The organism is Streptomyces sp. NPDC008313, assembly GCF_042956125.1.
Taxonomy (GTDB): domain Bacteria; phylum Actinomycetota; class Actinomycetes; order Streptomycetales; family Streptomycetaceae; genus Streptomyces.
This window is the reverse complement of the sequence record NZ_JBIBFR010000005.1, coordinates 126,987-149,077: the sequence shown is the minus strand read 5'-3', so window position 1 is coordinate 149,077 and position 22,091 is coordinate 126,987. Positions and strand designations below refer to the sequence as shown.

At 75.3% G+C, this 22,091-nt stretch carries 19 protein-coding genes; 7 read left to right on the top strand and 12 right to left on the bottom strand.

Annotation, left to right across the window (positions count from 1 at the left end):
- Position 1: 1 nt before the first annotated feature.
- The 6 genes from ACFY93_RS08990 to ACFY93_RS08965 all read right to left on the bottom strand — a co-directional run bounded on the left by ACFY93_RS08990 (position 2) and on the right by ACFY93_RS08965 (position 7,453).
- On the bottom strand, positions 2–628 hold the full coding sequence (locus ACFY93_RS08990; RefSeq protein WP_391355109.1) for a hypothetical protein: 627 nt from the start codon (positions 626–628) through the stop codon (positions 2–4).
- Entirely contained in the window at positions 625–2,010 is a 1,386-nt protein-coding gene (locus tag ACFY93_RS08985) for a hypothetical protein (protein ID WP_391355106.1), read from the bottom strand. The genes ACFY93_RS08990 and ACFY93_RS08985 overlap by 4 nt, the downstream gene beginning before the upstream one ends.
- Positions 2,007–2,765, bottom strand: coding sequence for an ATP-binding cassette domain-containing protein (locus ACFY93_RS08980; protein WP_391355103.1), 759 nt, complete (start codon positions 2,763–2,765; stop codon positions 2,007–2,009). Before ACFY93_RS08980 ends, ACFY93_RS08985 begins: the two co-directional genes overlap by 4 nt.
- 71 nt (positions 2,766–2,836) lie before the next feature.
- Positions 2,837–3,751 (bottom strand): zf-HC2 domain-containing protein, encoded by a 915-nt coding sequence (locus tag ACFY93_RS08975; RefSeq protein WP_391355100.1) that lies wholly within the window; start codon positions 3,749–3,751, stop codon positions 2,837–2,839.
- Entirely contained in the window at positions 3,748–4,314 is a 567-nt protein-coding gene (locus tag ACFY93_RS08970) for a sigma-70 family RNA polymerase sigma factor (RefSeq protein ID WP_391355099.1), read from the bottom strand. The genes ACFY93_RS08975 and ACFY93_RS08970 overlap by 4 nt, the downstream gene beginning before the upstream one ends.
- Before the next feature lie 85 nt (positions 4,315–4,399).
- Positions 4,400–7,453, bottom strand: a complete 3,054-nt coding sequence (locus tag ACFY93_RS08965; RefSeq protein WP_391355096.1) for a beta-N-acetylglucosaminidase domain-containing protein — start codon at positions 7,451–7,453, stop codon at positions 4,400–4,402.
- 356 nt (positions 7,454–7,809) lie between these two features.
- Here ACFY93_RS08965 and ACFY93_RS08960 point away from each other — a divergent pair, with 356 nt between their 5' ends.
- The 3 genes from ACFY93_RS08960 (at position 7,810) to ACFY93_RS08950 (ending at position 10,453) form a co-directional block, all read left to right on the top strand.
- A complete protein-coding gene (locus ACFY93_RS08960) occupies positions 7,810–8,079 on the top strand; it encodes a hypothetical protein (RefSeq protein ID WP_391355094.1) in 270 nt (89 codons plus the stop codon).
- Entirely contained in the window at positions 8,080–10,128 is a 2,049-nt protein-coding gene (gene malQ / locus ACFY93_RS08955; protein ID WP_391355091.1) for a 4-alpha-glucanotransferase, read from the top strand. It abuts the gene before it with no gap.
- An 85-nt stretch (positions 10,129–10,213) separates the two neighbouring features.
- On the top strand, positions 10,214–10,453 hold the full coding sequence (locus tag ACFY93_RS08950; RefSeq protein WP_391355088.1) for a hypothetical protein: 240 nt from the start codon (positions 10,214–10,216) through the stop codon (positions 10,451–10,453).
- 222 nt (positions 10,454–10,675) lie between these two features.
- Here the strand turns inward: ACFY93_RS08950 and ACFY93_RS08945 are convergent, their stop codons facing one another.
- Positions 10,676–11,290 carry a TetR family transcriptional regulator gene (locus ACFY93_RS08945; protein ID WP_391355085.1) on the bottom strand — a complete coding sequence of 205 codons (615 nt, stop codon included), beginning with the start codon at positions 11,288–11,290 and terminating at the stop codon, positions 10,676–10,678.
- Between the two features lie 162 nt (positions 11,291–11,452).
- Between ACFY93_RS08945 and ACFY93_RS08940 the strand changes: the two genes are divergently transcribed.
- Entirely contained in the window at positions 11,453–12,940 is a 1,488-nt protein-coding gene (locus tag ACFY93_RS08940) for an FAD-dependent monooxygenase (RefSeq protein ID WP_391355082.1), read from the top strand.
- Here ACFY93_RS08940 and ACFY93_RS08935 read toward each other — a convergent pair.
- Both ACFY93_RS08935 and pepN read right to left on the bottom strand, forming a co-directional pair.
- Positions 12,913–13,467, bottom strand: a complete 555-nt coding sequence (locus tag ACFY93_RS08935) for a MarR family transcriptional regulator (protein ID WP_391355079.1) — start codon at positions 13,465–13,467, stop codon at positions 12,913–12,915. The genes ACFY93_RS08940 and ACFY93_RS08935 overlap by 28 nt on opposite strands.
- 164 nt (positions 13,468–13,631) lie before the next feature.
- Positions 13,632–16,202, bottom strand: a complete 2,571-nt coding sequence (pepN, locus tag ACFY93_RS08930; RefSeq protein WP_391355077.1) for an aminopeptidase N — start codon at positions 16,200–16,202, stop codon at positions 13,632–13,634.
- Between the two features lie 112 nt (positions 16,203–16,314).
- Here pepN and ACFY93_RS08925 point away from each other — a divergent pair, with 112 nt between their 5' ends.
- On the top strand, positions 16,315–16,818 hold the full coding sequence (locus ACFY93_RS08925) for a DUF1203 domain-containing protein (protein WP_391355075.1): 504 nt from the start codon (positions 16,315–16,317) through the stop codon (positions 16,816–16,818).
- A 27-nt stretch (positions 16,819–16,845) separates the two neighbouring features.
- Here ACFY93_RS08925 and ACFY93_RS08920 read toward each other — a convergent pair whose 3' ends face one another.
- Both ACFY93_RS08920 and ACFY93_RS08915 read right to left on the bottom strand, forming a co-directional pair.
- Positions 16,846–18,069 carry a TerD family protein gene (locus ACFY93_RS08920; protein ID WP_391355072.1) on the bottom strand — a complete coding sequence of 408 codons (1,224 nt, stop codon included), beginning with the start codon at positions 18,067–18,069 and terminating at the stop codon, positions 16,846–16,848.
- Positions 18,070–18,177: 108 nt separating this feature from the next.
- Positions 18,178–19,206, bottom strand: a complete 1,029-nt coding sequence (locus ACFY93_RS08915; RefSeq protein WP_391355069.1) for an aspartate-semialdehyde dehydrogenase — start codon at positions 19,204–19,206, stop codon at positions 18,178–18,180.
- A 331-nt stretch (positions 19,207–19,537) separates the two neighbouring features.
- Here ACFY93_RS08915 and ACFY93_RS08910 point away from each other — a divergent pair, with 331 nt between their 5' ends.
- Positions 19,538–20,059 (top strand): sigma-70 family RNA polymerase sigma factor, encoded by a 522-nt coding sequence (locus tag ACFY93_RS08910; protein WP_391355066.1) that lies wholly within the window; start codon positions 19,538–19,540, stop codon positions 20,057–20,059.
- Position 20,060: 1 nt separating this feature from the next.
- A complete protein-coding gene (locus tag ACFY93_RS08905; RefSeq protein WP_391355064.1) occupies positions 20,061–20,837 on the top strand; it encodes a hypothetical protein in 777 nt (258 codons plus the stop codon).
- A gap of 18 nt (positions 20,838–20,855) precedes the next feature.
- On the opposite strand, the gene ACFY93_RS08900 is transcribed toward ACFY93_RS08905, so the two are convergent.
- Entirely contained in the window at positions 20,856–21,905 is a 1,050-nt protein-coding gene (locus ACFY93_RS08900; RefSeq protein WP_391355063.1) for a hypothetical protein, read from the bottom strand.
- Between the last annotated feature and the right edge of the window lie 186 nt (positions 21,906–22,091).

Sequence of the window (22,091 nt, the reverse complement as noted above, 5' to 3'; positions counted from 1 at the left end):
GTCAGCCGCGGGGCCCCTCGGCGCGGGCGCCGCACACCGTGTACAGGGCCGTGCCGAGCACGAACAGCGTGACGGCGGCGGCCCAGGCGCCGGGCTGGGGTCCCGGCTGCACGGGCCAGGTCAGCGCCGCCTGCCCGTTCAGGCGCGGTGAGGCGGCCGAGAGGTACACCGCGCTGAGGTACAGCGTCGCCGGTATCCAGCTCGCCCTGGCACCCAGCAGGACCGCCCCGGCCGCGGTGAGCCCGGTGGCGCCGAGGGTGTTGCGGACCATCCCCGCCGCACCGAAGACCTGCGTGTGCCCCGGCACGGCGAGTGCGAGCACCGCCGCCGCGAGGGCGGTGAGCGCCAGCAGGTGCGCCAGGCGCCTGGGCCACCAGGCACGCACGGCCGTACGGTCCAGTTCGGGCGTGGACGTGTGCAGGCTCACCCCGGTCGCGGCCGACGCCAGCAGCGGCGCCAGCGAGAGCAGAGGGACCCGTCGGTACGGGTCGAGGTAGGCGTCGGGCCGGCCGGCCACCCACAGCGTGATCAGCGCGGCGCAGACGAGGGCGGCCGACGCAGCCAGGAGGCCGCGGGAACGCCCGTACAGGACGAGCGGGTTCAGCCGGGCCGGGCGTGGAGTGCTCACAGGGACGGCACCTCGCCCGGGCCGGGGTCGCAGACCTCGCCGGTGGCGAAGTAGCGGCCGAGCCAGTCGCGGCGCTCGTCCCCGCTCATGGCGGACAGCCGCGCGTACGCCTTGTTCTCGGCCTTGTACAGCGCGAGCGCCTCCTTGTCACCGGTCTTCCGTGCCGTCTCGCGCATGTGGTCCCGCGAGGGCAGCGGGGCCAGCCAGCGCAGCACCGCCTCGTCGGTGACGCGGACCCGCTGGGCGGACGGCGACTTCTCGCAGTCCGGCCGGACCAGCATCTGCGCGGCCTCCCAGGCGTACTGCGAGGGGTCGGTCAACTTGCCGCGTACGACGCTCCACCCGAACGGGGTGAGCATCGGCAGTTCCGCCTCGTCCTCCCGCGGACGGCGTCTCGCGTCCTCGAAGCGGACCGGAAGGTTGTCCACCCCCTCCAGCCGGCCGATCAGGGGCGCGAGCGCGGCGGTGACCTCCGGCAGCAGGCCCGGAGTGGTGGCGTTGACGCAGACGCGCGGGGCAGTGGAGTCGTCGCACACCTGCCGGTGGGCGAGCGGGTTGTCGCGCAGCGCGCCGTCGCCGGTGTGGACCAGCAGGAGGGCGGCGCCCACGGCGGCCGCGGCCGGCAGCAGGGCCGTGGAGCGGCGGCTCGCGGCGACGGCCAGGACCGCCGCGGCGGCGAGGGCGCACACCCACAGGGCCGACATGAGCGGGAACCACCACACCGGGAGGCGGTGGTCGCCGACCAGGCGGAGCGAGGACGGGACGAGGGCGCGCAGCCCGGACCGGGAGACGTTGCCCAGGCCGAGGACGACGTACCCACAGACGGCGAGGGCCGGAGCGGTCAGCCGCCAGGAAGCCACCCGGCCCGCCGCGTGGCCCAGCAGCGCGGAGGCGCCGAGCGTGAGCGCGCCCCCTGCGAACACGGTCAGCGCCGGAGTGCCCGCCGACGCGTACGGCGCGCAGGCGATCAGCGCTCCGGCCGCCGCCAGCGCGTACGCCGCAGCCAGCCAGCCCGCCAGGGGCAGCGCGGCGGTCAGAACCTGGACGAGCGGTGTACGCGCGGCCGAGGCGCGCAGCTCCGTCATCCGCAGCCTGCGGTCCCGGCCGCCCTGCCAGGCCCCGGCGGCGAGGGCGAAGGGCACACCGACCAGGCCGGCGGCGCCGCTCAGCCGGCTCGTGGTCTCGCCCCAGCTGCCCTGCCACTGGTCGGCGGTGGCGGCGAGGGGCCAGGCGAGCGCCGCCAGCAGCGCGAGGCCGGCCCAGGGGGCGAAGCCGCGTACCGCCTCCACGCGCAGCGGGTGCGGTGCGAAGGCCCTGGAGGCCGCGGTCCGCCGCGACCGCGGCTCCGGCGGTGCCTCCCGGACGGGGGTGCGTGTGCTCACCGGGCGGCCCCCGTCGTGGTGGCCACGCGGTGGCCGCGCAGCGCCGCCGTGTAGCCGCGCTCGAAGGCGTTGCCGTCGGCGTCGTCGCCGCCCGCGCCGAGGGCGGCGAGCGAGGCCGGTGTGCCGCGGTAGGCGACGCGGCCCGCCTCGATCAGGGTCACCTGGGTACAGGCCGCGGCCACGTCCTCCACCAGGTGGGTGGAGACGATCACGGTGGCGGACGTGCCCAGCTCCCGCAGCAGCGCGCGGAACTCGACCCGCTGCTCCGGGTCGAGTCCGGCGGTGGGCTCGTCGAAGAGCAGCACACGGGGGTCGTTCACGACGGCCTGGGCGATGCCGACGCGGCGGATCATCCCGCCGGACAGGGTTTTGACCTTCGCGTCGATGCGGTCGCCGAGGCCGACCCGGGCCACCGCCCGCTCGACCGCCTCCGGGACGAGCGGGGCGGGCATCTCCTTCAGCCACGCCACGTAGGCGACGAACTCCCGCACGGTGAAGCCCGGGTAGTACCCGAAGTCCTGCGGGAGATAGCCCAGTTCGCGGCGGACCGCGGCCCGTTCGCGGTGGCCGCCGAGGTCGCCGCCGAGTATCTCCACCCGGCCCTCGGTGGCGGCGGCGACGGTCGCGAGGACCCGGATCAGCGAGGTCTTGCCCGCCCCGTTGGGCCCGAGAAGCCCGTGCACGCCGGGGCCGAAGTCCAGGTCGACGCCGTCCAGGGCGGTGGCCCTGCGGTGCCGGACGGTCAGCCCGGACACCCGGACGGTGGCCCCGCCGGGAGGAGAACCGGCGGCCCGTGGGCCGGGCGGGGCTGTCGTGCCGAAGGGGTTCACATCGTCTCCGAACGGTCGTAGGCGGTGCGGCGGGCGGCGAGGAGGGCGGCGCACAGCACGGTCGCAGCCGCCCAGCCTCCCTGCTGTGCCGCGCCGGTGAGGCAGAGGGAAAGCTGGTGGGCGAGGCCCGCCGTGAGGCGGCCGCCGGCCGTCGGGCCGGTCGCCGCCAGGACGGGAACGGCCAGCGCGAACAGCCAGCCGCCGCCGGTCACGGCCGTGGCGGTACGGCAGCCCACGTAGCCGGAGAGCACGAGCGAGGCCAGCGTCAGGGCGAGCCCGGGCAGCAGCCAGGCGGCGGCCGGCGGCGCCTCGTGCAGGCCGGGCCCCGGCGTCGGGAGCAGCAGCCCCGACACCGTCAGCAGCGGCACGCTCACCGCCAGCACGGCGACCGTCCGGGTCAGCACCAGACGCAGCCCGCCGTACGGCGACGCCGCGGCGATCTCGTGCAGCGGATCGGCGTGCCGGCCGTACGAGAGGGCGACGCCCGTGACGGGCACGACCGGCGAGAGCGCCAGCAGCCACGGCCCGGTCCCCTCGAAACCGGCCGCGTACGCCAGGACGACGGCGCCCACGGCCACCAGCAGCACGGCGGTGGGCCAGGCCCCGCGCACGGCGGGACCGGCGGCCCACAGGACGCGCGTGAACCTTCCGGCCCCCGGAACCCCCCGGAAGGCCCCGAGCCGCCCCCCGGCGGCTCGGGGCCTCGCCGGTGCGGGAGCCGCGTCCAGCACCGCGCTCCTCACCTGGGCCAGTACGGGACCGGCGCCGCCCGCGCGGGCAGCGTCCGAGACCCGGGCCGCACACGGCCGGCAGCCCTCCAGGTGCTTCTCCAGCGACCATGCGTCCGGCTCGGGAAGCGAGCCGTCGATGTAGCGGGCGACGAGGTCGCCGGGAGCGTGCCAGCCGCTCATGCGGGTCCTCCCAGCGGGGACGGGGCGAGGTGGGCGAGGGCCGTGCGGAGTTCGGCGCGGGCACGCATGGCGCGGGTCTTGACCGTGCCCTCGGGGATGCCGAGGAGACGGGCGGTCTCGCGGGTGGTCAGCCCGTCGACGACCGTGGCGCGCAGCACCTCCCGCAGCTCGGGGGAGATCCGGTTCAGTGCGGCGCCCACGTCCCCGTACTCCAGACCGGCCAGGACGCGCTCCTCGGCGGAGGGCGCGGGCACGGGCGCCGCGTACTCGACCCGGTCCGTCCGCTCCTGGGTCCGGCGGGCGTCCACCAGACGCCGCGCGGCGATCGTCCACAGCCAGCCGCCGGCGTCGGCGCCCCGGTGCGAGGACGCCGACCGCCACACGGTCACGAAGGTGTCCTGCAACACCTCCCGCACCTGTTCGGGATCGCCGCAGCGCCGGGTCAGGCGCGTGTGCAGCCACCCGGCGTGCCGGTCGTACAGCACGGTCATCGCCGCCGTGTCCCCGCCCGCGACGGCACGCAGCAGCGCACCGTCCGTGGCGTCCTCCCGGTGGCCCCTCATGGGGCGGAACAGTCTCACACCAGGTCTATCGGCCGGGGACGGGCCGACGGTTCACGGACGCGGGCGGCAATCGCGCCGGAGCGGATCAGTCCGCGACCGCGTACGCCCCCACCGACCAGAGCGAGTAGCCGTACCGGGTGGCGCGCTTGTCGCCCTGGACGCGGATCCAGCGGACGTCGCGCTCGTCCATGCGGACCGACTCCTCGCCGCCGCGTCCGTCCCGGACCGTCGCCGCGGTGCGCCAGGTGCGGCCGTCCGCGGAGACCTGGACGCGGTAGCCGGAGGCGTACGCGTCCTGCCAGCGCAGCACGACCCGGCCCAGGCGCACCGGGGCGGCGAGTTCCACCTGCCACCAGGCGCCGTCCTCGGCGGGGGACGACCAGCGGGTGTCCGGGTCGCCGTCGTTCGCCGCGCGGGCCGGGAAGTCCTTCGTCTCGTCGGCCGAGGAGGACGCCGTGCCGGTGCGGGCCACGTCCGGGCCCGCCGTGCCGGGGAACGCGCGGACCGTCAGGGTGCGGGTCGTCCCGCCGAACGTCAGCGGGACCTCGTACGTCCCCGACGGCGTCCGCGGCGGCACGGTGATCTCCACCGGCACGTCCACCGACGTGCCGCGCGGCAGGGTCGACGCCCCCGGGACGCGGACCTCGATGCCCGCGGGGGCCTTCGCGGTCAGCCTGCCGCGGACGTCCGAGGGGCGCAGCGACGTCAGACGGACGGTCACCCGCCGCCCGCCGCCGATCTCGACGTCCGTCCCGGCGCGCTCCAGTTCCACCGAGGCGTCGGCGGACTCGGCGTACCACGGCACGAGATGGCGTACGCGGGAGGCGTCGGCCCCGGTCACCCGGACCCCGTCCGCCCGCTCGACGCGGCCCGTCTCCGTCGCCCCGCCGGGCGCCAGGTCCCCGACCCGGCGCCAGCCCTCACCGGGGACGTGCGCCTCCACGGTGCCGGTGGTGCCGGGGTCGGCGAGCACCGTCACCGCGTCCAGGGCGCGCACCCGCGGGAAGCGGACCGTACGGCCGTCACCCGCCGCGCCCTTGTCGGCGGCCGGCTCGTGGCCGAGGCCCGCCCATGCCTCGTACGCCTTCGCCGCCCGCTTCAGGAACGGGTCGAGCACCCCCTTGCCGACGGTCACCCGGCTTGCCGCGAGGGCGTCGCGGAGCCGGCCCAGGGCGCGGTAGTCCCGCCAGGCCGTCGTGGCGTCGCCGTCGGTCTGGGCGCGCAGCATGGCGACGGCCGTCTCACCGGCCTCGCCGTAGCGGGCCAGCTGCTCCGTCCAGGGCGCCACCTCCTCGGCGAGCGCCGCGTCGCCCAGCCGCCCGGGCGCCTGCCGCATCACCGTGAACGCGTCACTCAGCCGGCGGGCCGCGCCGCCCCCGTCCGCACCGGAGCCCGCCGCCCCGCCCGGCGTCGTGCGCGTCCTCCAGAAGGCCTCGACGAGCGGACGCAGGTACGCCGACTCGTCGCCGCCGAGGACGGAGGACGCGTCGTTGCCCGCCAGTGCCCGCAGCGCCCCCTCGGCCCCGGCGTCGCCGCCCGCGAGATCCGCGATCGCCGCCTGCCAGGACTCCCGGGGGCGGTAGTCCCGCGGGTTCCAGGCGTAGTCGGCGGCCGTGAACAGCGGGATGCGCGAGGCCCGGGGCTGCTGCATCGCGTTGGCGAGCAGCGCCGCCGAACCGGTCGCGACGGCGGGCTCGCGGCCCGTGTAGGGGCCGAGGAAGACCCGGTCCTGCGCGTAGTCGTTGACCGGGTAGTTGTCCATGGTGACGAGCGGATGCCCGCCGAACACCGCGCGGGTGCGCGCCAGTTCGCGCCCCGTGATGGTCCTCGGCACCACCCCGACACCCGTCCAGGCGACCTCCACGCCCTCGTCCAGCGCGGCCGCCAGCGCCGCGCGGTACTCCGTCGAGCCGTCCTGGTAGTACTCGGTCGGCATCAGGGACAGGGCGGCCGCCCCGGGGTGGCGCGCGGCCAGGTGCCGGGCCATCGCGTTCGCCACCCGTGCCTGCGCCCGCGCGGCCGCCTCGGGGCCCGAACCGAACGCCTCCGCGTCCGCGTGGCAGTGCCACTCGCTGTAGCTGACGTCCTGGAACTGCAGCTGGAACGCCCGGAAGCCGAGTGCCCACATCGCGTCGGCCTTGCGCGTCAGCGCCCGCACGTCGGCCTCCGACGAGAAGCACATCGCCTGCCCGGGCGCCACCGTCCAGGCGAGGGTGACGTGGTCACGGCGCGCCCGGTCCGCCAGCTCCTGGAACTCCGCCCGCTGCCGGGCCGGGTACGCCTCGCGCCAGCGGGCCTGCCGGTAGAGGTCGTCGCCGGGCGCGTACACGTAGCGGTTCTGCTTGGTCCGGGCCATGAAGTCCAGCTGGGCCAGGCGCTGTCCGTGCGTCCAGGGAGTCCCGTAGAAGCCCTCGGTGGTGCCGCGCACGGCGGTGCCGGGCCAGTCGCGCACGACGGCACCGGCGATCCGGCCGGGGCCGGGGGCGGCGCCGGCGGTCAGCTGACGCAGCGTCTGGACGGCGTGGAACAGGCCGTCGCCGCCCACGCCCGCGAGCGCCACCGCGTCGCGGCCGCCCACCCGGCCGACCGCCAGCCGGTAACCGCCGGAGGGCAGATCCGCGCGGGGCGAGGCGCCGAGCGCGGTGAGCGTCCCGTCCAGCGAGGCGGCGGGCCGCAGGGGCAGCGGGGAGACGGCACCCGGACCGGAGGCCCCCGGGGCCGGGCCGGCCGGCGCCGGTTCCTCGCCGACGCGCACGACCAGCGCGCCCGCCGGCACCGCCTCGCCCTCGCGCACCGTCGTGACCGTCCGCGCGCCCGCCTCGCGGAGCAGCGCGCGCAGCGCGTCGAGGGCGTACGGATCGGGCGCCGCGCCGGTCGCGGTGGGCGTCACGCCCGGAGCCGTCGTCGGCGCCGCGTCGAGGACCAGGACCACCTCGTCGGTGACGGCGACCGTGCCGCCGGCCGCGCGCAGCGACTGCGGCCGGGGCCACACCGCGGGCACGCCGGTCCCGGCGGCCTCACGGTCACCGGCGGACGCCGGGGCCCGATGCGGCGCGGCGACGGCGGGCACCGTGCCCAGCGCACTCGCGACGACGGCGAACGCCACGGCGGCCGCCCGCTTCCTCCGCCGCAACTCCACGGCCCCTCCTCGACGCTCGGTCCCACCCCCGTGGCTCCGCACGGGCGTCGAGCCCACCACTCGTGCGGCGGGGTGTCAACGGGAGTGGCCGGTAGTGCGGCGATTACCCTAACCTGCACGCTGTGTAGCGGTACATGACGGTGTGTCGTGACCGTGATGGCGCGTCGCACGGGCGTGCCGCACCGGCCGGGGCAGGTCCGCGGCGGGAGGCGACGAGGAAGAGGTGACGGAGAGAAGTGGTCCGAACCGGACACGATGTGACGACGGACACCTTGTTCACATCCGTACGTCTGCGAACGCGCCCATTGGGTAGGGCTGCCGTGACCCGCCAGCCGTACGACGACAAGGAGTCCCCCGTGGCCGCATCGGCACACCTTCTGCTCTCGGCCCTCTCCAAACCTTCGGCGGACCCGGCCGCCGGACTGATGGACGGCACCACCGTGTCCGCCGGTCCCGCCGAGCCCCACGTGTGCGTCTTCAGCGCCGAGGGCGCCTGCGCCGACGTGCCGCTGACCAGCGAGCCGCCGCTGCCCGACGCCGCGCCCCTCACCAGCGAGCCGCCCCTCGCGGACGCCGCCCCGCTGACCAGCGAACCCACCTGCACCGGCGCCGCATCGGGGGTCTAGATGGAGTTGTCCCGGCTCGCCGCACTGCACGGCGTCGCCACCTCCTACAGTCCGTCTCCCGGCCGTACCGTCGCCGCCTCGGACGCCGCGGTCGTCGCGGCCCTGGCGGCCCTGGGCGTCGACGCGAGCACCCCGGACGCCGCCGCCCGCGCCCTCGGCGCGGCCGAGGCGGAGCTCGGGCGGCGGCTGCTGCCTCCGACCGCGGTCTGCTGGGACGGCGAACCCTGCCCCGCCCTGTCCGCCCTGCCCGCCGGCACCCGCCTCACCGTCCGCACCGAGCAGGGCGAGACGCGGACCTCGGCCGACGGGCTGCCGCACGGCGTCCACACGCTGAAGGCCGTCGCGCCCGACGGCCGCACCGCCGAGGCCCACCTCGTCGTCGCGCCCGCCCGGCTGCCCACGCCCGAGCGGCGCGCCCACGGCCTGCTCGTCCAGCTCTACTCCCTCCTGTCGGACCGCTCCTGGGGCATGGGCGACCTCGGTGACCTCGCCGAACTGACGGCCTGGGCGGGACGGGCGCACGGCATCGGCTTCGTCCAGGTCAACCCCCTGCACGCGGCCGTGCCCGGCACCCCCGCCGACCCCTCGCCCTACCGGCCCTCCTCCCGCCGCTTCCCCGACCCGGTGCACCTGCGCGTCGAGGACGTCCCCGAGTTCCCGTACGCCGACGAGGGCACCCGCGAGCGGATGCGGACGCTCCTGGAGCGCGCCGCACGGCTGCGCGCCTCCGTGCTGCACGAGGGCGCGCTGATCGACCGCGACGCCGTCTGGGAGCTGAAGCGCGAGGCGCTGGAGCTGCTCCGCGCCGTGCCCCTGGCCCCCGGCCGGCGGGCCGCCTACGTCGACTTCCTCGCCGCTCAGGGCCAGGCGCTGGAGGACCACGCCACCTGGTGCGCGCTCGCCGAGGTGTACGGCTCCGACTGGACGGTCTGGCCCGAGGGCCTGCGCGACCCCCGCTCACCGGAGACCGCCCGCGCCCGGGGCGAGCTGCTGGACCGCGTCGACTTCCACAGCCGCCTCGCCTGGCTGACGGACGCCCAGCTCGGCACCGCCCAGCGGTCCGCGCGCGACGCGGGGATGCCCGTGGGGCTCGTCCACGACCTCGCGGTCGGCGTCCACCCGCGCGGCGCGGACGCCTGGGCGCAGCAGGAGTACCTCGCCGCCGGCATGTCGGTGGGCGCCCCGCCCGACGCCTTCAACGCCCGTGGCCAGGACTGGGGCCTGCCCCCGTGGCGCCCCGACCGCCTCGCCGCCTCCGGATACGCCCCCTACCGCCGGCTGCTGCACGCCCTGCTGCGCCACGCGGGCGCCCTGCGCATCGACCACGTCATGGGCCTGTTCCGGCTCTGGTGGGTCCCCGAGGGCCGCCCGCCCACCGAGGGCACCTACGTCCGCTACGACGCCGAGGCGATGCTCGCGGTCCTGGTGCTGGAGGCCTCGCGGGCCGGGGCCCTGGTGATCGGCGAGGACCTGGGCACCGTCGAGCCGGGCATGCGCGAGACGCTGCACGAGCGCGGGGTGCTCGGCACCTCCGTCCTCTGGTTCGAGCGGGACTGGGAGGGCGGCGGGGCGCCGCTGCCGCCGGAGAGCTGGCGGGCCGACTGCCTGGCCACCGCCACCACCCACGACCTGCCCCCGACCGCCTCCCGGCTCACCGGTGACCATGTCGGACTGCGCGAGAGACTCGGCCTGCTGACCGGCGACCCGGAGGAGGAGCGGGCCGCCGCCACCGCCGAGGCGGGGGAGTGGCTGGCCCTGCTCGCCCGGCTCGGGCTGCTCACCGGGCCCGGCGGCGGGGGGCCCTCGGCGTCCGAGGAGGCCGAGATCCAGGCCGTGCACCGGTTCCTGCTGCGCACCCCCGCCCGGATGATCGGCGTCTGGCTCCCGGACGCGGTCGGCGACCGCCGCCCGCAGAACCTGCCGGGCACCTGCGAGGAGTATCCGAACTGGCGGCTGCCCATCGCCGACTCCGGGGGCCGCGTGGTCACCCTGGATGAGCTCGCCGTCTCACCGCGCCTGCACGCCCTGCTGGACGTGCTGCGGGAGTGAGCTCCGCACGGCGGCCGCGGGGCGGCGCGGCCCCGTACGGCACCCCGGGCGCGCGCGCCGTTCGGGTGTTCGCTACGTTTGCACCGTGGACAAGAAGAACGCCCTGCGGGCCGGCGCCCTGGCAGCCGGTACGACGCTGATGATGCTGCTCATGTCGACCCCCGCGCTCGCCCTGATGCGCGACGACGGCGACAACCCGGGCACGGGCCTGAGCGTCGCCGAGACGCTCGGTCTGTACGTCGCGGCGCCGATCGTGCTGTTCCTGGTCATCGCCGGCCTCGTGGTGGCCGGCGACAAGTCGCGGAAGCCGCGGAAGCAGAGCTGACGCGACGGCCGGTCACCGGCCGCCAGGGCCTGTCCGGCCCGAGTTCTCCGTCGAGGGAGTCCGCGCACCCGTGGGGGTGCGCGGACTCCCTCGACGCGTTCGTGGCGTTCGTGGCGTTCATGCCCGCGTTCTGACGGGCCGCCGGGCGCGGGTGGGCGGCCGGCCCGTGCGAGGTGCGCCGCGGCCGGCCGTGCGAGCGGTGCCCGCGGCCGCGCGCCCGCGTCACGGGTGCGCGGCGGTGAGGTACCGCTGCACCGTCGGCGCGAGCCAGGCCAGCACCTCCTCCCGGCTCAGCTCCACGGCGGGCGGGAACCGCAGCACGTAGCGGGTCAGGGCCATGCCGAGCACCTGCGAGGCGCTGAGCGCCGCCCGCGCCGGCGCCTGCCCGGGATCGGGGCACACGTGCAGGGCTACCGGCAGCAGCTGGGCCCGGAAGATGGCGTGCATCCGCTCCGCCCCGGCCGGGTTGGTGACGCCGACCCGCAGCAGCGCGGTGAGCACCTCGTTCTCCTCCCAGAGATCGAGGAAATGGGCCACCAGGACGCGGCCCACCTCCTGCGGGCTCATCCGGTCCGGGTCGGGTATCCGCAGGTCGACGTCGAGGGCGGCGGTGAACAAGCCCTCCTTGGAGCCGTAGTACCGCATGACCATCGAGGGGTCGATCCGCGCGTCACGGGCTATCGCGCGGATCGTGGCGCGCTCGTAGCCGTCGGCCGCGAAGCGCTCGCGGGCGGCGGCGAGGATCGCGCCCCGGGTGGCGTCGGAGCGGCGGGGCGGGCGCGCGGTGCCGTCGGGCGAGAGCGGTCCGGCGAGGGTGGAGGGATGAGTATCAGCCATGCCAACAAACGTAGGCCAACATGTGTTGACAGTCCAGAGAGGGTCACCCTATGTTGGCAAACAAGCGTTGACCAACAAGCGTTGACCGGACGGCGGGCCGCGGACCGCGGAGAGCAGAGCGTGCGCGCCGGACCGCACACGCCCCGGCATCAGGAGGCCGCCATGAACGGCAACACCCGCTCCACCGCTTCCCCCGACGTGATCGTCGTGGGCTGCGGCCCCACCGGGCTCCTGCTCGCCGGCGACCTCGCGACCGCCGGTGTCCGTGTCACCCTCGTCGAGAAACGCCCCCACGAGATCAGCAACCTCTCCCGCGCCTTCGTCCTGCACGCCCGCACGCTGGAGCAGCTCGACGCCCGCGGTCTCGCCGACGGGCTGGAGGCCAAGGGCCAGGCCCTCGACGACATCCAGCTCTTCGGCCGGCTCTCCTTCCGCCTCGACACCCTCCACTCCCGCTTCAACCACCTCCTCGTCCTCCCGCAGTACGAGGTGGAGAAGGCCCTGGAGAGGCGCGCGACCGAGGCCGGGGTGCGGTTCGTCCACGACACCGAGGTGACGGGGCTGACCCAGGACGCCGAGGGGGTGACGCTCGACGTGCGGGGCGCCGACGGCGGGCGGGAGCGGATGAGCGCCGGGTACGTCGTCGGCACGGACGGGCTGCACAGCGTGGTCCGCAAGGCGCTGCGGCTGGGCTTCCCCGGCCGCTCGGCGATCCGCTCGGTCGTCCTCGCCGACGTCCGTCTGCGCGAGGAGCCCGAGACGCTGCTCACGGTCAACGCCGTGGGGGACGCCTTCGCCTTCATCGCCCCGTTCGGCGACGGCTACTACCGGGTGATCGGCTGGCACCGGGGCCGCAACGTCCCCGACTACGCCCCGCTCGAACTCGACGAGGTCCAGAACATCGCCCGGCTCGCCCTCGGCCGCGACTACGGCATGCACGACCCCCGCTGGATGTCCCGCTTCCACAGCGACGAGCGCCAGGCGCCCTCGTACCGCGTGGGCCGGGTCTTCCTCGCCGGGGACGCGGCGCACGTGCACACCCCGGCCGGCGGCCAGGGCATGAACACCGGCCTCCAGGACGCGGCGAACCTCGGCTGGAAGCTCGCCGCGGTGGTCGACGGCCGCTCGGACGCCGCCCTGCTGGACACCTACCAGACCGAACGGCACCCCGTCGGCAGGTCGGTGCTGCGCAGCAGCGGCGGGATCGTACGGCTCGCGATGGCCAAGTACCCCTGGACGCTGGCCTTCCGGACCGCGCTCACCACGTTCCTCGACCACGCGGGCCCGGTCCGCAGGCGGGCCGTCGGCCAGGTCACCGGCGTCGGCTACACCTACCCGGCGCCGCGCGGCGCCCACCGGGCGACCGGCAGGCGCGTCCCGGACGTGGCCCTGGAGAACGGGCGGCTCTACGAGGCCCTGCGCGGCGGCCGGTTCGTGCTCATCACCCCCGAGCCGTACGAGGCGGGGGAGCGCAAGGACCGCCTCACCGTGGAGCGCTGGGCGAGTGGGAAGCGCACCACGCTGCTGGTGCGGCCCGACGGCTACGTGGCCTGGGCCGCGGAGGCGGCGAGCGGGCGGGACATCGAGAGCGCGGTCGCCGAGTGGGTGGGCCGCGCCGAGCCTCAGTCCGTGGCGCCCGCGAGCAGCTGACGCAGCAGCGCGTTCAGTTCACCGGCACGCTCCCCGTCGAGGCGGGACAGCGCCCGGGCCTGGACGGCGAGCCCCGCCTCGGCCGCCTCGTCGATGAGGCGCCGTCCCTCGCCGGTCAGCGTCACCTGGAGTGCGCGCCGGTCGTGCGGGTCGGGCGAGCGGCGGACGAGTCCCGCCCGCTCCAGCTTGTCGAGCCGCCCGGTCATGCCGCCGGTGGTGAGCATGAGGGTCTCCGAGAGCTGCCGGGGCGAGAGGGCGTACGGCTCGCCCGTGCGGCGCAGTGTCGCCAGCACGTCGAACTCGCCGCGCGCGATGCCGAACCGCGCGTACGCCTCCTCCAGTCGGTCGCCCATCGCCCGCGCGAGGCGGAAGATCCGGCCGAAGACCGCCATCGGGGTGGGGTCGAGGTCCGGCCTGACCTCGGCCCACTGCGCGACGATCGCGTCCACGGCGTCCCGGCCGTCCGGGTGACCTTGGTCGTCCCGGCCGTCCTGGTCACTCGGGTGCGGGGAACGGGGCGTGTTCATGGCACGAGTATCCGCCCCGGGGCGACCGGACGGCACGATGTCGCCGCGGCGAGGTGCCGGGCGGGGCGGAGGGATTCGTTCGCCCTCTCCGCCCCTTCCCGTCCCGTCCCGGGCTCCGCCCCGGACCCCGCTCCCCGCTCCCCGCTCCGAGAACGCCGGAGCGGCTAGGAACGCGCGTCCGCCGCCTGGGCCCTCAGGGCCCGCTCGACGCCGGAACGGGCCTCCGAGACCAGGCGGCGCAGGGCCGCGTTGGGCTCGGCGGACGCCAGCCACTCGTCCGTACGCGCCAGCGTGTCCGCGCTGACCTGCACCGACGGGAAGAGCCCGACCGCGATCTGCTGGGCCATCTCGTGCGAGCGGGCGTCCCAGACGTCCTTGACCACGGAGAAGAACCTCTCCGTGTACGGGGCCAGCAGCTCACGCTGGTCGGTCTGCACGAACCCGCCGATCACCGCCTCCTGCACGGCGTTCGGCAGCTTGTCCGAGTCGACGACCGAGGCCCAGGCCTCCGCCTTCGCCTCCTCGGTGGGACGGGCCGCCCGGGCGGTCGCCGCGTGACGCTCGCCGGCCGCCGTACGGTCCCGCTCATACTCGGCGGAGATCTCCGCCTCGTCGAAACGGCCCACCGCGGCCAGCCGCTCCACGAACGCCCAGCGCAGCTCCGTGTCGACGGCCAGGCCCTCGACCGTCTGCGAGCCGTCGAGCAGCGCGTCCAGCAGGTCGAGCTGCTCCGGCGTCCGCGCGGTCGCCGCGAAGGCACGCGCCCAGGCCAGCTGGTGGTCGCTGCCCGGCGCGGCGGACCGCAGGTGGGCGAGCGTGGCGTCCGTCCAGCGGGTCAGCAGCGCCTCGCGCGCCGTCGGGTCCGCGTACAGGTCGATGGCCAGCTTCACCTGGCGGTGCAGCGACTGCACGACGCCGATGTCGGACTCCTTGCCGATGCCGGACAGCACCAGCGACAGGTAGTCGCGCGTCGCGAGCTCCGCGTCGCGCGTCATGTCCCACGCCGACGCCCAGCACAGGGCGCGCGGCAGGGACGCCTCGAAGTCGCCCAGGTGCTCGGTGACGAAGGCCAGAGACCGCTCGTCGAGACGGACCTTCGCGTACGACAGGTCGTCGTCGTTGAGCAGGACCACCGCGGGGCGGTCCTTGCCCACCAGCTGCGGGACGGCGGTGAGTTCGCCGTCCACGTCCAGCTCCAGCCGCTCCCCGCGGACCAGCTTGCCGCTCGCCTCGTCGAGGTCGTACAGGCCGACCGCGACGCGGTGCGGGCGCAGCGTCGGCTCGCCCTTGGCCCCTGCGGGCAGCGCGGGGGCCTCCTGGCGGATGGCGAAGGACGTGATGACGCCCCGCTCGTCCGTCTCGACCTCCGGGCGCAGGACGTTGATGCCGGCCGTCTGCAGCCACGCCTTCGACCAGGTCTTCAGGTCGCGGCCCGAGGTCTCCTCCAGGGCGCCGAGCAGGTCGGACAGGCGCGTGTTGCCGAACGCGTGCCGCTTGAAGTACGCCTGCACGCCCCGGAAGAACTCGTCCTCACCGACGTACGCCACGAGCTGCTTGAGCACCGAGGCGCCCTTGGCGTACGTGATGCCGTCGAAGTTGACGAGGACGTCGTCCAGGTCGCTGATGTCCGCCATGATCGGGTGCGTGGACGGCAGCTGGTCCTGGCGGTAGGCCCAGGTCTTCATCGAGTTCGCGAACGTCGTCCACGAGTGCGGCCAGCGCGAGCCGGGCGCGGCGGCCTGGCAGGCGATCGACGTGTAGGTGGCGAACGACTCGTTCAGCCACAGGTCGTTCCACCACTCCATGGTGACCAGGTCGCCGAACCACATGTGGGCCAGCTCGTGCAGGATGGTCTCCGCGCGCACCTCGTACGCCGCGTCGGTCACCTTCGACCGGAAGACGTACTGGTCGCGGATGGTCACCGCGCCCGCGTTCTCCATCGCGCCCGCGTTGAACTCCGGCACGAACAGCTGGTCGTACTTCGTGAACGGGTACGCGTAGTCGAACTTCTCCTGGAACCAGTCGAAGCCCTGGCGGGTGACGTCGAAGATGGCGTCGGAGTCGAGGAACTCGGCGAGCGAGGGACGGCAGTAGATGCCCAGCGGCACCGTCTGCCCGTCCTTCTCGTACACGCTGTGCACCGAGTGGTACGGGCCGGCGATCAGCGCCGTGATGTACGTGGAGATCCGCGGCGTCGGCTCGAAGGTCCAGACGTCGTCCTTGGGCTCGGGCGTCGCCGAGTTGGAGATCACGGTCCAGCCGGCCGGGGCCTTCACGGTGAACTGGAAGGTGGCCTTCAGGTCCGGCTGCTCGAAGGAGGCGAACACGCGCCGGGCGTCCGGGACCTCGAACTGCGTGTACAGGTACGCCTGCTCGTCGACCGGGTCGACGAAACGGTGCAGACCCTCGCCGGTGTTGGTGTAGGCGCAGTCCGCGACGACCCGCAGGATGTTGCGCCCCTCCAGCAGACCGGGCAGCGCGATCCGGGAGTCCTTGAAGACGTCGGCCACGTCGAGCGGGTCGCCGTTGAGGGTGACCTCGTGGACGGCCGGGGCGACCAGGTCGATGAAGGACTCCGCGCCGGTCTCGGCGGAGTCGAAGCGCACCGTGGTGACCGACCTGTAGGTGCCACCCTCCTGCGCGCCGGAGAGATCGAGGTCGATCTCGTACGAGTCAACGGTGAGCAGCTCGGCCCGCTGCTGCGCCTCTTCGCGGGTCAGGTTTGTGCCAGGCACGCGGTCATCTCCTCGTTATGTGTGGGTTGCGCCATCCTTCCACGGGAGCCGGGCCGAAAGCGATGTCCGTTTCCCGCCGGGCAACCGGGCCGCGCCGCGCGAGCCTGGGGGCATGACGACACACATCGCGCCGTACACCCCGCTTCCCATCGCACCGGACGTCCTGGCCCGGCTCCGTGACACGGACGACGCGGGGCGGCCGTGCGTCCCCTTCACCGACGACGAGGGCGGCGCGCCGCTCCGCTGCTGCCTGCGCCGCGGCCGGCCGGGCGAGCGGATCGCCCTGGTCTCGTACGCCCCGCTGCGCCGCTGGGCGGCCGCGACCGGCGCCGAACCGGGCGCCTACGACGAGCAGGGGCCCGTCTTCGTGCACGCGGACGAGTGCGCCGGGCCGGAGCGCGCCGGGCTGGAGGGCGGCGGGCACCCGTTCACGGGCGCCCACCGGACCGTGCGCCGTTACTCCGCCGACGGCCGGATCCTGGGCGGACGCCTCGTGGAGACGACCGACGGGCTCGCCGCGTCGGTCGAGGAGGCGTTCGCCGACCCGGAGGTGGCCCTGGTCCACGTCCGGGCCGTCGAGTACGGCTGCTTCCTGTACGAGGTGCGCAGGCCCTGAGGCGTGCGCGGGCGCCCGTCGCGGCCGTCAGCCGCCCACCGCGATGCGCCACGGGCCGTCGGCGCCGATCCGCAGGAGTCCCGGGCCCTGCACCGGTGCCATGAGGTCGACGCGGCCGACCTCGTTGACGAGGAGGTCGAGGTCGTCCTCGAGGTAGCCGTCGGCGGGGCGGGTGTGGTGCCAGATGGTGACGTTGCTCTCGCCCTGGTGCGTGAAGGACAGGACGCCCTGCCCGCCCTCGTAGACGAGCAGGTCCGGGCCGTTGCCGTGCAGGGTGTGCTCCAGCCGGCGGGCGTGGCCGAGCGGCAGCACCCGCAGGGTCCAGGGGGTGTCGGCCTCGACGTTCAGCGCGAGCGGTCGGTCGGTGGGGACGGTGGCCACCGTACGGCCGTGCACCTCGTCCTCGTAGCTCTCCAGCAGGAACTCGTCGCTGCGGCCGTACTCGTCGCAGGACTGCACCGTCACCGAGATGCTGTCGCGGCACTCGATCTCCACGACCACCCGGCCTCCGGGCGGCATGACCGGGGGACAGGTGACGCGCTGCTTGCCGGTGGCCTGGTGGACGAAGGGCGCGAAGTCACCGCCGGGGAACTGCCCCGCCGGGGCGTGCGCCTGCGGCACCGGAGGCTGTGCGGCCTGCATCGGGGCGGGGGCGGGGATGTACGCGGGGGCGGGCGCGGGCGGCGCCGCCGGGGGCTGGACCGGGGGGTGAGCCGGGCCCGGGCCTTCGACGGCGATCCCGAAGTCCGTGGCGAGGCCGGCCAGCCCGGAGGCGTAACCCTGGCCGACGGCTCGGAACTTCCAGCCGCCGTTCCTGCGGTAGAACTCGCCGAAGACGAAGGCGGTCTCCGTCGTCGCGTCACCGATCGCGAACGAGGCGACGGGCTGCCCCGCCGGGAGCGTCACCCGGACGTCCAGCATCGGTATCTGTCCGAAGGCGCCCCCGTCGGCCGAGGCCGCCACGACGACGCGGTCCACCGTCGCCTCGACCCGCGCCAGGTCGAGACCGAGCCAGTCGGCGGTCGTGCCGCCGGGCCCCTGTGCCTTGCCGAGGTGCCGCGCGGTGCCGGAGGGGTGCTCGCGCTGGTTGTAGAAGACGAGGTCGGCGTCCGAACGGACGCGGCCCGTCGCGTCCAGCAGCAGGGCCGAGACGTCCACGTCGGGAACGCCGGGGCCCTGCTGCCAGGTCACCGCCACGTGCAGGGTCTCCATGGGAACGGGCAGATTCGCACCCTTGTCCATCCGCGTCATGGCGTGATCTTCACACGAACACCATGGCCGTGTCGCCGGTTTCACGGACCCCGGCCGGACCGGGCGCTACCGGGTCGAACCGGACGGTGCCGGTCCGGTTTCGTCCGGTCAGCGCTTGAGCTCGGCCGCCACCAGCTCGGCGATCTGCACGGCGTTGAGCGCCGCGCCCTTGCGCAGGTTGTCGTTGGAGATGAACAGCGCGAGCCCGTGCTCGGCGGTCTCGTCCGCGCGGATGCGGCCGACGTACGAGGCGTCCTGGCCGGCGGCCTGCAGGGGCGTCGGGATGTCGGAGAGGGCGACGCCCGGCGCGCCGGCCAGCAGCTCGGTGGCGCGCTCCACGCTCAGCGGGCGCGCGAACCGGGCGTTGACCTGGAGGGAGTGACCGGAGAAGACGGGGACGCGCACACAGGTGCCGGACACCTTGAGGCCGGGGATCTCCAGGATCTTGCGGGACTCGTTGCGGAGCTTCTGCTCCTCGTCGGTCTCGTGCAGGCCGTCGTCGACGATGTTGCCCGCGAGCGGGACGACGTTGAAGGCGATGGGGCGCTGGTAGACCTGCGGCTCGGGGAAGTCGACCGCGCCGCCGTCGTGGGTCAGCCGGTCGGCCTCCGCCACGACCTTCTGGGCCTGGCCGTGCAGCTCCGCCACGCCCGCGAGACCCGAGCCGGAGACGGCCTGGTAGGTGGCGACGGTCAGGGCCTCGAGCCCGGCCTCGTCGTGCAGCGGGCGCAGGACGGGCATCGCGGCCATCGTCGTGCAGTTCGGGTTGGCGATGATGCCCTTGGGGCGGTCCGCGATCGCGTGCGGGTTCACCTCGGAGACCACCAGCGGCACCTGCGGGTCCTTGCGCCAGGCGGAGGAGTTGTCGATGACGACGGCGCCCTGCGAGGCGACCTTCTCGGCCAGCGCCTTCGAGGTCGCGCCGCCCGCCGAGAACAGCACGATGTCCAGGCCCGAGTAGTCCGCCACGGAGGCGTCCTCGACGGTCACCGCCGTGCCCTTGAAGTCGATCGTCGAACCGGCCGACCGCGCCGAGGCGAACAGGCGCAGCTCCTCGACGGGGAAGTCCCGCTCGACGAGGATCCTGCGCATGACCGTGCCGACCTGACCGGTGGCGCCGACGATTCCTACCTTCACGGTGACTCCTAGCGTGCGTCCCTGCGTCTGTACGACAAGGCCCAGTGACCCATCATGCGTCCCTCCCGGCCCCGCCTGTCCAATTCTTTGCCCGAGGAATGGGACGGGGGGCAGCCGCGGGGGTGTGAGCCTTGTCCCGGTTTCCGGATCCGCGTGACGTGCGCCACAGAGCGGCCGGCGTCGGAGAGGCGCCGGAGCGGGCCCCCGGGGGCGCCGCGGGAACGCCGGGAGGGCGGCGGAGGGAGAATCCGGCGGCCGGGTCCGGCGGCAGCCGAACGTTTCGGCCCGGTGCGGCGTCGTAGGGGAAACGCGGTGAGGGGAGGGTGCGGCTGTGCTGCTCGGAAGAGGGCGCCGCGGCCGGGGGACGGACGATCCCCTGGACGCGGCCCAGGAGGACAGGGTGCGGGCGGTGCTCGCGCTCGGCGGGGTGCCGCGGGCGGACCTGGCGGACGGGGTGCAGCAGGTCCGGCTGCGGCTGCTGGAGCGCGCGGCCAAGGGGGACGAGGCGCCGCGCGACGTGTCCGCGTGGGCGGCGGTCGTCGCCTCGAACCTGGCGATGGACTGGCACCGGGCCAGGCGCCGCCAGGAGCGGCTCGGCGAACGTCTCGCCGCACTGCGCGCACCGGAGCACGGCGGCGACGAGGAGGCCGGCCTGCTCTCGCTCGCCGTCGCCCGGGGCCTCGACGAACTGCCCGACGCCCAGCGTCAGGTCCTCGTCCTGCGCTTCTACGCCGACCTGCCGGTGCGCGGGATCGCCGAACGGCTCGGCGTCCCGGAGGGCACGGTCAAGAGCAGGCTGCACTCGGCGGTCCGCGCGCTGCGGTCCCGCCTGCACGAGGACGAGGTGGTGTGACGTGGCCGGGAACGAACGCGACAGCGGCGCCGGCGGTGGGGCCGTGGACGCACTGCTCGCCGCCCTCACCGGCGAGCCCCTCACCCCGGAGCTGCGGGACGACCCGGCCTTCATGGCGGAGCACCGGGCGGCCGAGGCGGACGTGGCGCTGCTGCGCGAACAGCTGACGGCCATCGGGGACGAACTGGCCCGCCCCCCTCGGACGGCGAAGGCGGTCCGGGAGAAGCGGCGGCGCGAGCCCCGCCCTGCCGCCGCTCCGGCCGGCCGCCGCCGCCCGCTGCGCCTCGCCCTGGGCGTCCTCGCGGCGGCGGGCGCGGCGACGGTGGTGGGGACGATGGGCTGGCTCGTCACCGCGGGGCCGGGCGGTGTGGCGGGCGGCGTCTCGGACGAGTCCGCCGCGAAGGCGGCGGGCGGGGACACGGCCGCAGGCGGGCCCGCGATGCACATCGCCTGCTCCAGGATCCTCGTCGAGGGCACCGTCGTGAGCCTCACGCCCCGCGCCGACGGGGACGTACGGGTCGTCCTGGAGGTGAAGCGGTACTACCGGCCCGAGCGGTCGGCGGCGGACCACCCGACGTTCGCCGTCACCCTGGACGGCCTCGCGCGCGAGGACCTGAAGCCGGGCGTCCGCACCCTGGTCCGTGTACCGGTGCACGCGCGGGACCGGCAGGACTGGGAGGTCGGCCCGGGTGTCGCCGACGCCCGGGCGGACATCCTGGAGGCGCTGCCCGACGCCGAGGGCCTGACGTGCACGGAACCGGGGCGGCCCAAGGACTGACGCGGCCGGACCGCCGTGCTAGCGGGGGCGGACGACCACGTACGCCGCGGGCTCGCGGTCGCCCGACGCCATCAGGGCGGTGCGCACGACCGTGGCCTGCTGCTCCGCCGCGTCCCGGAGCTTGCGGGGGGTGAGGTGCACGACGGTGACGCCCAGGCGTTCGAGGTGCTCGCGCTTGCGGGCGTGGGCGGCCCACTGGGCGTCCTCGTCCCCCCGGGGCGCCCGGGTGTCGAGTTCCACGGCGACGGCCTGCTCGGGCCAGTACGCGTCCACGCCGCCGAGGTGCGGGCCGCCGGGCAGACGCAGGTCGACGTTCCACACGGGGTCGGGCAGACCGTACTCGCCGACCATGCGGTACAGCCGGTCCTCGGCGACCGCGCGGCCCTCGGCGAGCAGGGCGTCCACGGCGTCCACCACGTGCGGACGGCCCAGCAGCCGGGCCGCGGTCAGCTCCCGTACCACCGCCGCCGGTTCGCAGTGGCCGCCGCGGACCGCCTCGGTGAGCATCCGGCGCACGGTCTCCGGGTCGGACGGCTCCGCCACCGCGTCGGCCAGGGCGCGCGGGACCGGGGCCACCGCCACCCCGTCGACGTACTCCGCGTCCGGCAGCGCGGCCGTCCGGACGATCCGCGCGAAACCGGAGCCGCGCAGCCGCCGCAGCCGGGGGACCAGGACGTCGACGCGGTCGAGCGCGAGCAGCGGGGGTGCGGACGAGAAGCCGTGCAGGGTGAGCGCGGCCAGGCCGGTGACGAGGGCGTCGGGGCGGCGCGGCGGGCGCGGCCGCCCGGCGCCGGGCTGGACGGGGACACCGGGCGCCGCCTCGCGCTGCGGCGAGCGGGTCACGTACGCCAGTACGGCGTGCAGCCGTTCCTCCCCGGTGGGCGGGCCCGGGTGGAGGAGGCAGACGCCGGGGAGGATCTGCTGCCAGGGTCCGCCGGGCCGGCACCGCTCGTTGGTCTCGGCCGCGGTGACGCCCTGCGCCCGCAGCTGCGCGTGGGTCACGACGCGCAGCCGGACGTCGGACGGCCGGCTCAGGGGGCGGGCGGAGAGCGGGGTGTCGTGGTTCATGACCCGCAATGTCCCCAACTCCGGCGCACCCTCCAACCACTGTTACACGCTCGTCGACAAACCCGGACAGGGACGTCCTAAAGTACGCGCGTTCGACGACCGAAAGCCGCTGGTCCGACAGGGTGTTCATCGGGGTTACGGCTTTGAATACGTGTATTTCGTAACCGCTGAGACCATCCTTTTGTC